Annotated in this window: 10 protein-coding genes; 7 read left to right on the top strand and 3 right to left on the bottom strand. The window is 73.4% G+C overall.

Annotated features, from left to right (window positions below; translation table 11 throughout):
- Positions 1 to 1121 (top strand): lysylphosphatidylglycerol synthase transmembrane domain-containing protein (locus E1283_RS01875; RefSeq protein ID WP_425086122.1); only part of this gene is annotated, 1121 nt, incomplete at its 5' end.
- On the opposite strand, the gene E1283_RS01870 is transcribed toward E1283_RS01875, so the two are convergent.
- A complete protein-coding gene (locus E1283_RS01870; RefSeq protein WP_243744540.1) occupies positions 1101 to 3158 on the bottom strand; it encodes a HelD family protein in 2058 nt (685 codons plus the stop codon). The genes E1283_RS01875 and E1283_RS01870 overlap by 21 nt on opposite strands.
- Before the next feature lie 342 nt (positions 3159 to 3500).
- Here E1283_RS01870 and E1283_RS36960 point away from each other — a divergent pair, with 342 nt between their 5' ends.
- Positions 3501 to 3677, top strand: coding sequence for a hypothetical protein (locus E1283_RS36960; RefSeq protein WP_165955975.1), 177 nt, complete (start codon positions 3501 to 3503; stop codon positions 3675 to 3677).
- Between the two features lie 34 nt (positions 3678 to 3711).
- On the opposite strand, the gene E1283_RS01865 is transcribed toward E1283_RS36960, so the two are convergent.
- Together E1283_RS01865 and E1283_RS01860 are read right to left on the bottom strand one after the other, a co-directional pair.
- The gene (locus E1283_RS01865) at positions 3712 to 5373 is read right to left on the bottom strand and encodes a DNA repair helicase XPB (RefSeq protein ID WP_132815847.1); all 1662 of its coding nucleotides are present in this window, start codon (positions 5371 to 5373) and stop codon (positions 3712 to 3714) included.
- A gap of 155 nt (positions 5374 to 5528) precedes the next feature.
- A complete protein-coding gene (locus E1283_RS01860; protein WP_132815845.1) occupies positions 5529 to 6320 on the bottom strand; it encodes a FadR/GntR family transcriptional regulator in 792 nt (263 codons plus the stop codon).
- Positions 6321 to 6521: 201 nt separating this feature from the next.
- Between E1283_RS01860 and E1283_RS01855 the strand changes: the two genes are divergently transcribed.
- Genes E1283_RS01855 through E1283_RS01830 form a run of 5 tightly spaced genes read left to right on the top strand, consistent with a single transcriptional unit; the run spans position 6522 to position 13369 of the window.
- Positions 6522 to 8144 (top strand): ABC transporter substrate-binding protein, encoded by a 1623-nt coding sequence (locus E1283_RS01855; protein ID WP_132815843.1) that lies wholly within the window; start codon positions 6522 to 6524, stop codon positions 8142 to 8144.
- Positions 8145 to 8158: 14 nt separating this feature from the next.
- Positions 8159 to 9100, top strand: a complete 942-nt coding sequence (locus E1283_RS01850; RefSeq protein ID WP_425086123.1) for an ABC transporter permease — start codon at positions 8159 to 8161, stop codon at positions 9098 to 9100.
- A complete protein-coding gene (locus tag E1283_RS38470; protein ID WP_243744539.1) occupies positions 9097 to 11376 on the top strand; it encodes a dipeptide/oligopeptide/nickel ABC transporter permease/ATP-binding protein in 2280 nt (759 codons plus the stop codon). The genes E1283_RS01850 and E1283_RS38470 overlap by 4 nt, the downstream gene beginning before the upstream one ends.
- Entirely contained in the window at positions 11373 to 12449 is a 1077-nt protein-coding gene (locus tag E1283_RS01835) for an oligopeptide/dipeptide ABC transporter ATP-binding protein (RefSeq protein ID WP_132815839.1), read from the top strand. The genes E1283_RS38470 and E1283_RS01835 overlap by 4 nt, the downstream gene beginning before the upstream one ends.
- Positions 12446 to 13369, top strand: coding sequence for a dihydrodipicolinate synthase family protein (locus tag E1283_RS01830; protein ID WP_132815837.1), 924 nt, complete (start codon positions 12446 to 12448; stop codon positions 13367 to 13369). The genes E1283_RS01835 and E1283_RS01830 overlap by 4 nt, the downstream gene beginning before the upstream one ends.
- The last annotated feature ends 1 nt before the right edge of the window (position 13370 follow it).

The following is a 13370-nucleotide window of genomic DNA, read 5'->3' as shown; positions in this document are numbered from 1 at the left end:
GTTCGACGTCGGCCCGGCGGGCCGGGCGGGCCTGGTGGCCCGTCGCCGTCCTGCTGGTGGCCGGTGCGGTGTTCATCGCCATCTCGCGCCGGGACGAGCTCGGCCGGGCCTTCGACGTGCTCTCCCGGGTCAGCCTGGTCAAGCTGCCCGTCGCGCTGGTCTGCGAGGCCGGCGCGCTGCTCTGTCTGGCCGCCGTCCAGCGCTGGCTGCTGTTCGCCGGCGGGATACGGCTGGGGATGGGCAGCATGCTCGGCCTCACCCTGGCCGCCAACGCGGTGGCCGGCGCGCTGCCGGGCGGCGCCGCGTTCTCCGCCGCCTGGATCTACCGGCAGCTGCGCCGCCGCGGCGTCGGGCAGGCGCTCGCCGCCGCCGTGCTGGTCGTCGCGGGCGCGCTGTCGGCGCTCGGCCTGCTGGTGATGATCGTCCTCGGCCTCCTCACCACCGGGGCGCGCGGTCCAGGCGCGTTGATCGGGCGCGGCCTGGCCGTGCTGGCCCTGCTCGCGCTGCTGATCCTCGTGCTGCTCAGGTTCGCCCGGGTCAGGGCCGCCTGCCGACGTTGGTGGGAACGCGTGCGGGAGCGCCACGCGCGGGCGCGCCGCGGCGAGGAGGCGGTGCGCGAGCTCGTGGCGCAGGCCCAGAGCGTGCAGCCGGGCATCCGCCCCTGGCTGCACCCCTTCGCGCTGGCCCAGCTGAACTGGGTGCTGGACGCCGCCTGCCTGGTCGCCTGCCTGTGGGCGCTGGACATCGGCGTGCCGTGGCACGGCCTGCTGATCGCCTACGCCCTCGCGCAGATCCCCGGCAGCCTGCGGCTGACGCCGGGCGGCATCGGCGTCGTCGAGGCGAGCCTCGCCGCCCTGCTCAGCGTGTACGGGCTGACGGCCGGGCAGGCGCTGGCCGGCACCCTGCTGTACCGGTTCTGGAGCTACTGGCTGCTCCAGCCGATCGGCTGGGTCTGCTGGACCGTCTTCACCCTGCAGGGCAGACGGTCCGCGGACGAGGAGCACGCCGAGGACGACACGGGCGCCGACGACACGGGCGCCGACGACAGGGGCGGGGGCGGCGCGGGCGGTGGCGACGACGCCGACGGGCCGCCCCGTGGCTCAGCCGGCGGCCGCGAGTAGCCCCGGCAGCGGCGCCGCGTGCACCACCGTCAGGCCGGACACCGCCCTGGTCAGCGCCACGTAGAGGCGGCGGAGCCCGGTGCGCTCGTCCGGCTCGCCGTCCACCACGGCCGCCGGGTCGTCCAGCACCACGTAGTCGTACTCCAGGCCCTTGGCCAGCGAGGCCGGCACCAGCGTCAGCCGCGCGCCGCGCGAGGTCTCCTGCCCGGGCGCCAGGTGGGCGAGGTCCGCCGCGACCAGCGCCGCCGACAGCACGGGCACCCGTGCGTCGGCCGTGATCAGGCCGACCGAGCCCTCCCGCGCGAGCGCCGCACGGCAGGCCGTGACCAGCGCGTCGTCCAGCTCGGCCGGGGAGACCGCCCGCACCTCGAAGGAGCCGGGGGAGTCCCGGACGGAGGTGGCCTCGGACAGTTCGGGGGCGATCGCCGGCAGCAGCCGGGAGGCGTACGAGATCACGGTGCGCGGCACCCGGAAGCCCTGGGTCAGCTCCTCGACCACCGCCTCCGGCTTGCCCAGGTGCGCCAGCGCCGCCGCCCAGCTCTCGGTGGCCCACGGCGTGGTGCCCTGCGCGATGTCGCCCAGGATGGTGACCGAGCCGGTGGAACAGCGCCGGCCCACCGCCCGGTACTGCATGGGGGACAGGTCCTGCGCCTCGTCGAGGACCACGTGGCCGAGCGAGCCGGTGCGCTCCACCAGGTCGCGCGCCTCGTCGATCAGCACCGCGTCCGCCGGCGACCAGCGGGCCGACTTCACACTCCGCGCCGGCCGGTCCCACAGGATCTCCTTGCGCTCCTCCTCGCTCAGGATCCCCTCCGCCATCTCGGCCAGGAAGTCGGCGTCGGACAGCAGCCGCAGCACCAGCTTCGCCGGCTCGACCGCCGGCCAGCACTCCTTGACGACCGCCTTGACGGCGGGCGTCCGGGCCACCGCGTTCTGCGTGCGGTCGTCGGGCGCCTCGCCGGCCTGCTCCATCCGCACCAGCACGGAGTGCGCGATCCGCTGCGGCAGCGCCTCGCGGGCCGCGCCGTAGCGGATGTCCCGGTCGAGCAGCTCCTGGACGAGCTCGGAAAGCTCGTGGGCCGGGACCCGCCAGCGTCGCGAGCCGCGGACCACCATCAGGGGCTCGGCCGGCATCCGCACGCCGGCGCGCACCGCCCGGCGCAGCACCTCGGCCATCCGCGCGTCGCCCTTGAGCCGCGCCGCGGTCGCGCCGTCCGCGCCCCGTACCTCCACGTGGGCGACGAGCTCGTCGACCGTGGCCTGCTTGACCTCCAGCTCGCCGAGCGCGGGCAGCACCTGCTCGATGTAGCGGAGGAACGAGCGGTTCGGGCCGATCACCAGGGTGCCGGCGCGCGCCAGCCGCTCCCGGTAGGCGTAGAGCAGGTACGCGACGCGGTGCAGGCCGACGGCCGTCTTCCCGGTGCCCGGCGCGCCCTGGACGCAGACGCTGCCGGTCAGCGGGGCGCGCACGATCTCGTCCTGCTCCGGCTGGATGGTGGCCACGATGTCCCGCATCGGGCCGACGCGCGGCCGCTCGATCTCCCGCTGGAGCAGCCGGCTGCTGGTCTCGACCTCCGTCGGGTCGGACAGGTGCTCGTCCTCGTAGGCCGTCAGCTCGCCGCCGTCGTAGCCGAAGCGGCGGCGCAGGCCGACGTCCCGCGGGTTCTGCTTGGTCGCCTGGTAGTAGGGCTGCGAGACGGGCGCGCGCCAGTCGATCACCATCGGGTCGCCGTGCGCGTCGTGGACGTGGCGGCGGCCGATGTAGAAGCGGTGCCCGTGCTCGCCCTCGGCGTCGAGGTCGTGCAGGTAGTCGAGGCGGCCGAAGAACAGCGGGGTGTCCACCAGGTCGGCGAGCGACTTGATCCGCAGGTCGAGCTCGGACCGCAGGACCTCGGCGTTCACCCAGTTCGCGGTGACGTCGCCGATGTCGAGGGACTCGGCGTCGGCGCGCATGGCGCGCAGTGCGGAGCGGGACGAGGCCAGGTGGGCCCGCTCGTCCTCGAGCGGCGAGGGTTCTGTCGACTCAGGGGCGGACACGGCGAAGCCTCCGGGATGAGTAGGGGAGCACGGTGGGTGTGACCGACGAGCGGTCGGAACGCCGACCGGTTGCCGTCCGGCCGGCTCCAGCCCAGCGCCCGCGCGCGTCCCGCGCGGCGTCCCGGGTGGAGGCAAGGCAGGGAGCCTAGGCCGGGGTCCCCGAGGCACGCAAATCATTTCCGCCCGCCGTCGGCTTCCGGCCATCCGCCGTCCGCACGTTCGTCAGGGGCGGGTCATCCCCTCTCCCTAGGGGACGATCAGCCCGAGGGGGGAGGGGCGGCCCACTACTCTCAGTCCTTGGACCGATGACGCGGGCGGGTGCGCGGCGGCACCCTTGTACCCATGAGCACCGTAACTGTCCACCCGGGGGCCACCGCCTCGGGGAACGAGAACCATCCCAGGCACCTCGTGGGGAACGCGTTGCGCGCGGTCCGGGTGCTGGTCGGGGCCGCCTTCGAGGTCGCCGTGCTCGGCCGGGTCGACGAGCGTGGCGCGATAGTCCGCCGGAGGCTGTACTGAGCCGCGCCGAGCGGCGCGGCGGGGCGTGGCCGGCTCAGACGCCGTCCAGCTCCTCACCGTCCGTGGCGGTCAGCTCCCCGGCGTCCATGATCCGGTAGGCGTAGCCCTGCTCCGCCAGGAAGCGCTGCCGGTGCGCGGCGAAGTCCTGGTCGATCGTGTCCCGCGCGACCACGGAGTAGAAGCGCGCCTCGTGCCCGTCCGCCTTGGGCCGCAGCACCCGCCCGAGGCGCTGGGCCTCCTCCTGCCGGGAGCCGAACGTGCCGGACACCTGGATCGCGACCGTGGCCTCCGGCAGGTCGATCGAGAAGTTCGCCACCTTGGAGACCACGAGCACCTGGAGCTCCCCGGCGCGGAACGCGTCGAACAGCTTCTCGCGCTGCGCGTTGCTGGTCTCGCCCTTGATCACCGGGGCGTCGAGCACCTCGCCGAGCTCGTCGAGCTGGTCGATGTACTGGCCGATGACGAGGGTCTGCTGCCCGGCGTGTCGGCGCACCAGGGTCTCGGTCACCCGCCGCTTGGAGTCGGTGGTGGCGCAGAACCGGTAGCGCTCCTCCGGCTCGGCCATGGCGTAGGCCAGCCGCTCCGACTCGGTGAGGTCCACCCGGACCTCGACGCAGTCGGCGGGCGCGATGTAGCCCTGTGCCTCGATCTCCTTCCAGGGGGCGTCGAAGCGTTTGGGCCCGATCAGCGAGAACACGTCGGACTCGCGGCCGTCCTCCCTGACCAGCGTGGCGGTCAGGCCGAGGCGGCGGCGGGCCTGGAGATCGGCGGTGAACTTGAACACGGGAGCCGGCAGCAGATGCACCTCGTCGTAGATGATCAGCCCCCAGTCACGGGAGTCGAACAGCTCCAGGTGCGGGTAGACACCCTTCCGCCTGGTGGTCAGCACCTGGTAGGTGGCGATGGTGATCGGCCTGATCTCCTTGCGGGTGCCGCTGTACTCGCCGATCTCGTCCTCGGTCAGCGAGGTGCGGCGCACCAGCTCCGCCTTCCACTGCCGCGCCGAGACGGTGTTGGTCACCAGGATCAGCGTGGTCGAGGCGGCCTGCGCCATCGCCCCCGCGCCCACCAGTGTCTTGCCGGCGCCGCACGGCAGCACCACGACGCCGGAGCCGCCGTGCCAGAAGCCGGAGATCGCCTGCTCCTGGTAGGGCCGCAGCGCCCAGCCCTCCTGCCGGAGCTCGATCGGGTGCGCCTCGCCGTCCACATAGCCGGCCAGGTCCTCGGCGGGCCAGCCGAGCCGGAGCAGCGCCTGCTTGATCTGCCCACGCTCCGACGGGTGCACCACCACGGTGTCGTCGTCGATCCTGGCCCCCACCAGGGGCGCGATCCGCTTCGACCGCAGCACCTCCTCCAGCACCGCGCGGTCGTTGCTCTGCAGCACCAGGCCGTGCGCCGGGTGCTTGAGCAGCGTCAGCCGCCCGTAGCGCGCCATGGTCTCGGCCACGTCCACCAGCAGCGCCTGCGGCACCGGATACCGGGAGTAGGTCATCAGCGCGTCCACGACCTGCTCGGCGTCGTGCCCGGCGGCCCGCGCGTTCCACAGGCCGAGTGGCGTCACCCGGTAGGTGTGGATGTGCTCGGGCGCCCGCTCCAGCTCGGCGAACGGGGCGATCGCCCGTCGGCAGTCCTCCGCCTGCTCGTGGTCCACCTCGAGCAGCAGGGTTTTGTCACTCTGGACGATCAGGCAGGACACGCACACCTCCGCCGGCCGGCTCCGTACGCCATACGTGGGAAACGGGAAATACTACCTCGCTTCACCGGGTGGGCGCGTGAGCGCCCGATCGGTCCGGGCCGCGCGGGGGGCGCGGCCCGGACCGACGAACGGCCGGCGCCGGCCGTCGGCCCCGGTCACGCCGGCGCCGTCAGGTTCTCGTCGGCCGCGCGGTCGGTGCCGCGGTCGGTGCCGCGGTCGGCCGTGTGGTCCGTCGTGCGGTCGGGCGCGGTCTCGGCGAGGAACCGGCGGAGGCCCGCGAAGTGGTGCCGCATCGCCTCCGCGGCACGCCGCCCGTCGCCCGACTCGAGCGCCGCCAGGATGTCGCGGTGCCGGCTCACCGTGTGCGCCGGCGGGTCGCCGTGGTCCTCCCGCGGCTCGTCGCCGACCCCCTGGAACGCGGCGTGGAACGCCGCCCAGAACGCGTCGAGCACCTCGCTCAGCAGGTGGTTGCCGAGCGAGCGGTAGAGCGCCAGGTGGAACGCCCGGTCGGTGGCCGCCGTCACCCGGTCGACCGCCGCCTCCCGCTCCATCGTGGCGACGAGCTCGTGCAGCACGGCCAGGTCCTCGGCCGGCACCTTCCCCGCCACGCTCACGATCAGGCCGGCCTCCAGCGCCTCCCGCACCTCGAGCAGCTCGTACAGGCCGGCCTCGCCCCGGCCGTGCAGCACCGCGGCGCGGAACACCATGCCGTTCACGAACGAGTCCAGGCTGAGCCCGCCGACATAGGTACCGAAGCCGTGTCTGATGTCGACTATGTCGACCGCCTGGAGCGCCTTCAACGCCTCTCGCACCGAGTTGCGGCTGACGTCGAAGCGACCCATCAGCTCGCTCTCGGTCGGCAACGGGTCACCGGGGGCGAGCCGGCCGTCCAGGATCAGCTGCTTGATCCGCCGCTGTACCTCGTCCGCCATCATCCGGCGTGCCATGGCCGTGTCCCTTCCCTCACGCACCTGACATCCCACCCCCCGACAAACCATTCGCAGCCACATTCTGCCAGGAGATAGGACATGGGACGTCCGGTCAAATGAGCCCAGGCGCACAGGTCTTGACCACCCTTCGCGGCCGCTCCTACCGTGACATCGGACGTAGAACGTAGGACCTCCCGCCGGAGTCGCCAGGAGGCGTCGATGGACCGTGCCCTCGCCCGCAGGGACTTTCTCAGGATCACCGGCGCGCTGGGTGCCGCGGGCGCGATCACCGCGTCACTCGGCGCCTGCACCGGGCCGCCCTCCACCATCGACCCCGGCGGTGGCCGCGGCGGCGGTGGCCTCACCGACCTGACCGCCGTCATCGGCTACGGCAACGACGGCAGCTGGGACCCGACCATGACCGCCTCGGCGTTCGGCATGGCGGGCAACAACCACATCTACGAGGGGCTGCTCGACACCGACCCCATCACCCGCGCCCCCTACCCGGCGCTCGCCACCGCGCTCCCCCTCGACCAGACCGCCACCACCTGGCAGTTCACCCTCCGGGACGGCGCCACCTGGCACGACGGCGAACCGGTCACCGCCGACGACGTGGTGTTCACCTTCGAGCGGATCCTCGACGCCGAGGCCAACCCCCTCACCCGCTCCTTCTTCGTCACCTGGCTCGCCGAGGTGCGGAAGACCGGCGACCTGTCCGTCGAACTCGACTTCCGCTTCCCGTTCCCAGAGGCCGCCCCCCGGCTCACCATCGCCAAGATCATGCCCCGGCACGTCTTCGGCCGCGACGGCGCCTGGGACGACGCGGCCGGCGGCTTCGCCCTCGGCTCCGGGCCCTACCGGCAGGCCTCCCACACCCCGAAGTCCAACACCGTCTTCGAGGCGTACGACGGCTACAACGGCCCCCGGCCGCCCACCTTCCGCTCCATGAACTGGCTGACCGTCGTCGACGCCGCGCCCCGCGTGGCCCGGATCTCCGGCGGCAGCGCCGACGCCCAGATCGCCGACAACATTCCCTACGCCAACGTCGAGCAACTCCGGGGCGACGGCCTCGAGGTGGCGGGCGGCGCCGGCATGAACCACCTGTTCCTGATGTTCAACACCGCCAACCCGCCCTTCGACGACGTCCGGGTGCGGCAGGCGCTGTTCCACGCCATCGACAGCCAGCAGATCGTCGACGTCGCGCTCCGCGGCAACGGCCGGCCCGCCACCTCGTTCCTCAACGAGGACCACCCCGCCCACCGGCCGGCCGCCACCGTCTACTCCTACGACCCGGACCGCGCCCGCCGACTCCTCGACGAGGCCGGCGTCGGGAACCTCAGCGTCAACCTGATGTCCGTCAACGTCAGCTGGGCCGTCGACTGCCTGCCCACCATCAAGGAGGGCTGGGACGCGATCGGCGTGCGCACCACGCTCGAACCGCAGGAGACCTCGGCGCTCTTCACCAAGATGGACCAGAACCAGGACTACCAGGTGGTCGCCGCCGTCTCCAACCCCAACCAGTTCGGCGTCGACCCCGACCTGATCCTCCGCTACAACTACACCGCCGGCGGCACGTGGATGGCCTACACCGGGTGGGACACCAGCGACGAGGCCACCGACCTGTTCGCCCGGATGGACCGCGCCACCGAGGAGCCCGACCCGGACCGCAAGCTCGAACTCGTCCACGAGTACCTGGACGTCATCGCCGAACAGGCCGTCCTCTACCCCGTGGTGCACAACGAACTGCTCACCGCCTGGGATCCGGACCGCATCGTCGGCGTCCGCGCCCAGCCCTACCCCGGCCTCAACCTGCTCCAGGCAAGGGCGAGGGCGTCGTCGTGATCCTCGTCGCCCGGATGGTGCTGCGCCGCGTCCTGCTGCTGGTGCCGCTGCTGCTCGGCATCATCCTCTTCGTCTTCCTGGTCATGCGGTTCTCCGACATGGACCCCGCCTCCGCCTACTTCCAGGGCGCCAACCCCACCCAGGAGCAACTGCACCAGTTCCGCGAGGAGAACGGGCTGCTCGACCCGCTGCCGGTCCGCTACGCCGACTTCGTCGGCGAGCTCGTCAGGGGCGACATGGGCATCAGCGTGCTGACCAGGGCACCGGTGGTCGACCAGGTCACCACCGCGCTGCCGCTCACCATGCAACTGGCCTTCCTGGGCCTGGGCTTCGCCGTCGTCCTCTCGCTGCTGCTCGGCGTCACCGCCGCCGTCTACCGCGACCGGCTGCCCGACCAGCTGATCCGCGTCGTCTCGCTGACCGGCGTCGCCGCGCCCGCCTTCTGGCTCGCCCTGCTGCTGATCCAGTACGCGGCCGTGGACCACGGCTGGTTCCCGACCGGCGGCTACATCAACCCCAACGACTCCTTCAGCGGGTGGCTGGAGACGATGACGCTGCCGGCGCTGGCGCTCTCGCTGCCCGTCGCCGCCCAACTCACCCGCATCGTGCGGACCGCGGTGGTCGAGGAACTCGACCGGGACTACGTGCGCACCGCCGTCGGCAGCGGCCTCCCGCCGGTGGTCGTCGTCGGACGCAACGTGCTGCGGAACGCGCTGATCAACCCGCTGACCGTGCTCGGCCTGCGGGTCGGCTACCTGCTCGGCGGCGCCGTCGTCATCGAGACGATCTTCGCCCTCCCCGGGATGGGCAAGCTCATGATCGATGCGGTGCGGAACGGCGACCCGGCGGTGGTCCAGGGCGTGGTGCTGACGACGGCCGTCGGCTTCGTGGTCGTGAACCTGGTGATCGACATCCTCTACCTGCTGATCAACCCCCGGCTCAGGAGCGCGACATGAAGCTGTTGCGGAGGCTGCCCCTGGCGTCGCGGATCGCACTCGGCATGCTCGGGATCGTGGTCCTCACGGCGCTCCTCGCCCCGATCCTGGTGCCCCACGACCCCTACACACAGGCGCCGACCGTGGAGGGCCCGTCCGCCGACCACTGGATGGGCCAGGACAGCCTGGGCCGCGACATCCTCAGCCGGCTGATGTACGGCGCGCGGTGGTCGCTGGCCATCGGGCTCGGCGCCACGCTGCTCGCGCTGCTCGTCGGCGCCGTCCTCGGCTCCGTCGCGGCCACCTCGCGGCGCGCGGTCGACGAGGCGGTGATGCGCGGCCTCGACGTCGTCATGGCCTTCCCCGGCATCGCGCTCGCCGCCGTGCTGATCTCCGTCTTCGGCGGCGGCATCCCCGTGCTGGTCTGCGCCATCGCCTTCCTCAACATCCCACCCGTGGCACGGGTGGTGCGGGCCAACGTGATGGCGCAGTACGGCGAGGACTACGTCACGGCCGAACGCATCATCGGCGCCCGCACACCGCACATCCTGATCCGGCACGTGGCGATCAACTGCGCCGCGCCGGTGCTGGTGTTCTGCACGGTGATGGTGGCCGAGGCCATCGTCTTCGAGGCGTCCCTCTCCTTCATCGGCGCGGGCGTCCGGCCGCCGGAGCCGTCCTGGGGCAGCGTCATCGCCGACGGCAAGAACATGGTCCTGCTGGGCGGTTGGTGGGCCACGGTCTTCCCCGGCCTGCTGATGCTGCTGACGGTCCTGAGCCTCAACATCCTCTCCGAGGGCATCTCCGACACCGTGGCCTTGGCGGCCGGCCGACCCGACGACTCCGCCGCCGGTGCGGGCGGCGTGGGCACCGGCGCGGCGGCGGCGGGTGGTGCCACCCGGGCCGCCGGCCCGGACCCGGCCGGCGGCTCCGCCGCCGGTGCCCGTGGGGTGGCCGTGCCCGCTGCGCGGGCACCTGCGGATGGCATCGGGGCCGCTGGCGCGGCCCTCCGGGGCGCGGCTGGGCCCGCGGCCGGCGTGCCGGCCGACGCCGAGGCGGCCGGCGGCGAAGCCGGTGCCGCTGGCGCGGGCGGCCCGGGCGACGGCTCCGCCGCCGGTTCGGCCACGGCGGCGGCCGACGCGGCCTCCCGGGACGTCGGCCCGGGCGACGGCCCGACGGCCAAGCCGGAACCGGCGGACGCCGAGCCGGCCTCCGGCCCGGCCGGCGCCGGCGCCGGCGCCGGCGGGGATCCGTTCCCCTACGGGGCCGCGTTGGCGGCCGCTTCGCGGCGGTTGCGGCGGGGGGTGGCGGACGGCGCGGAGCCGGTGTTGGCCGTCACCGATCTGGCGGTCGGGTTCGAGGGCCGGCACGCGGGGATCGACATCGTGGCCGGCGTCAGCTTCGAGGTGCGGCCCGGCGAAGTGCTCGGCCTCGTCGGGGAGTCGGGCTGCGGCAAGTCGCTGACCGCCCTCACCGTGATGGGGCTCCAGCCCCGCGAGGCCCGGGTGCGCGGCAGCGTCCGGTTCCAGGGGCGGGAGCTCATCGGCATGTCGGCCCGCGAGCGCCGCCGGCTGCTCGGGCACGAGATGGCGATGGTCTACCAGGACGCGCTCTCCTCCCTCAACCCCGCGATGTCCATCCGCGCCCAGCTCCGCCAGCTGGTCCGCCGTGGCGGCCGCCGTACCCCCGCCGAACTGCTGGAACTCGTCGGCCTCGACCCGGAACGCGTGCTCCGCAGCTACCCGCACGAACTCTCCGGCGGTCAGCGGCAACGCGTCCTCATCGCCATGGCGCTCTCCCGCGACCCGCGCCTGATCGTCGCCGACGAGCCCACCACGGCGCTCGACGTCACCGTGCAGGCCCAGGTGATAGAGCTGCTGCTCCGGCTCCGCGAGGAACTCGGCTTCGCGCTGGTCCTCGTCTCCCACGACCTGGCCCTGATCGCCGACGTCACCGACCGGGTGGCCGTGATGTACGGCGGGCAGATCGTGGAGACCGGTGTCACCGCCGACCTGCTCGGCGCGTCGGCCCACCACTACACCCGTGGCCTGCTGGGCGCGGTGCTCTCCCTGGAGTCCACGGCCGAGCGCATGATCCAGATCCGTGGCGTCGTGCCGTCGCCGGCCGCCTTCCCGCCCGGCTGCCGGTTCGCGGACCGCTGCCCGTTCGCCGACGCGGACTGCGCCGCCACGCCACCCGAGCGCCCGGGCGAGGGAGCGGGGCACCTCGTCCTCTGCCACCACCCGGCCAGCCCACCGAGTCCCGCGAGCCTCGCACCCGAGGAGGTGGCGCCATGACGGCGACGACCGACCGGCAACCCGACGCGACCACGGCCCTGATGACCGTCACCGACACGCACGTCGTCTTCCCGGCCAGAACCGGCGGCCTGTTCAGGTCGGACCGGGTGCACGCGCTCACCGGCGCCAGCCTCACCGTCGCGCCGGGCGAGACCGTCGGCATCGTCGGCGAGTCGGGCTGCGGCAAGTCCACCCTGGCCCGCGTCCTGATCGGCGTCCAGCGCCCGACCAGCGGCACCGTGGCCCACCGCGGCCGCGACCTGTGGGCGATGCCGCCCGCCGAGCGCCGCGTCACCGTCGGCACCCGGCTGGGCATGGTCTTCCAGGACCCGTCCACCGCGCTCAACCGCCGCATGCCGATCCGCCGCGTGCTGCGCGACCCGCTCGACGTCCACCGCCGCGGCACCCCCGCGCAACGCGACGAGCGGGTACGCGAGTTGATGTCGCTGGTCGGGCTCCCCGCCTCGCTCGCCGACGCGCTGCCCGGCCAACTCTCCGGCGGCCAGCGGCAACGCGTGGCCATCGCCCGCGCCCTCGCGCTGGAACCCGAGCTGCTGATCGCCGACGAACCGACCAGCGCGCTCGACGTCTCCGTCCGCGCCCAGATCCTCAACCTCCTCCTCGACCTCCGCGAACGCCTCGGCCTCGCCCTGGTGTTCGTGTCGCACGACATCCAGACCGTGCGCCGGATGAGCGACCGCGTCATCACGATGTACCTCGGCCGCATCGTCGAGGAGGCGCCCGCGGCGCGCGTCACCGCGCACGCCCGACACCCGTACACCAGGGCGTTGTTCTCGGCGACGCCGGGACTGCTCGACCCGATCCAGCCGATTCCGCTGGTCGGGCCGCTGCCGTCGGCCATCAGGCCGCCGAGCGGCTGCCCGTTCCGCACCCGCTGTTGGAAGGCGGACGACGCGTGCGCCGCGTCGATGCCGGACTTCGTCACCGACGAACGCGACCATCGGTACCGCTGCCACCACCCGGTGCCCGGGGACGAGTCCACCAGCGGCCTGGTCCAGCAGGCCCGGGCGGCGCGCGGCGCCCCGTCCGTCACCTCCCTGGAGCGCACATGAACCTGCCCGCCGGCCGGCTGACCGGAGTGATCCCGCCCGTCTGCACCCCGCTCACGCCGGACGGCGCGGTGGACACCCGCTCCCTCGTCCGACTGGTGGACCACCTGGCAGGCGCCGGCGTCGACGGCCTCTTCGTCCTCGGCTCCAGCTCCGAGGCCGCCTACCTGACCGACCACCAGCGCAGACTCGTCGTGGAGACCGTCGTCCGGCACGTGGCGGGCGCGATCCCCGTGCTGGCCGGCGCCATCGACATGACCACCCCCCGCGTGCTGGACCACGCGGAGACGGCGCTGGCCGCCGGCGCGGACGCCGTGGTGGCCACCGCCCCGTTCTACGCCAGGACCCACCCGGCCGAGATCGCCCGCCACTTCCAGCGGATCGCCAAGGAGATCGGCGCTCCGCTCGTCGCGTACGACCTGCCCTCCTCCGTGCACAGCAAGCTCGACGCCGACCTCGTGCTCGACCTCGCCGCCGACGGCACGCTGGTCGGGCTCAAGGACTCCAGCGGCGACCAGGCCACGCTCCGCACCATCGCCATAAGCGCCCCCACCGGCTTCAGCGTCCTCACCGGCTCCGAACTCCTCGTGGACACCGCCCTGTTGCTCGGCGCCCACGGCGTCGTCCCCGGCCTCGGCAACGTCGACCCGCACGGCTACGTCCGTCTCGTGAAGCACGCCACGGCCGGCGAGTGGGGCCGGGCCAGGGCCGAACAGGAGCGGCTACTCGGCCTGTTCGGCATGGTGGACGCCGCCCCGCCTGCCCGGATGGGCCGCGGCTCGGCCGCCATCGGCGCCTTCAAGGCCGCGCTGCGGCTGCGTGGCGTGATCGACCACGCCACGACGGCCGAGCCGCAGATCCCGCTCACCGACGACGAGGTGGCGCTGGTCGCCCAGCGCCTCACTGCCGCCGGCCTCGGCTGAC

The organism is Streptomyces hainanensis (genome assembly GCF_004348415.1).
GTDB lineage: Bacteria > Actinomycetota > Actinomycetes > Streptomycetales > Streptomycetaceae > Streptomyces > Streptomyces hainanensis.
The sequence above is the reverse complement of the archived record's forward strand: the minus strand, read 5'-3'. Positions and strand labels throughout refer to the sequence as shown.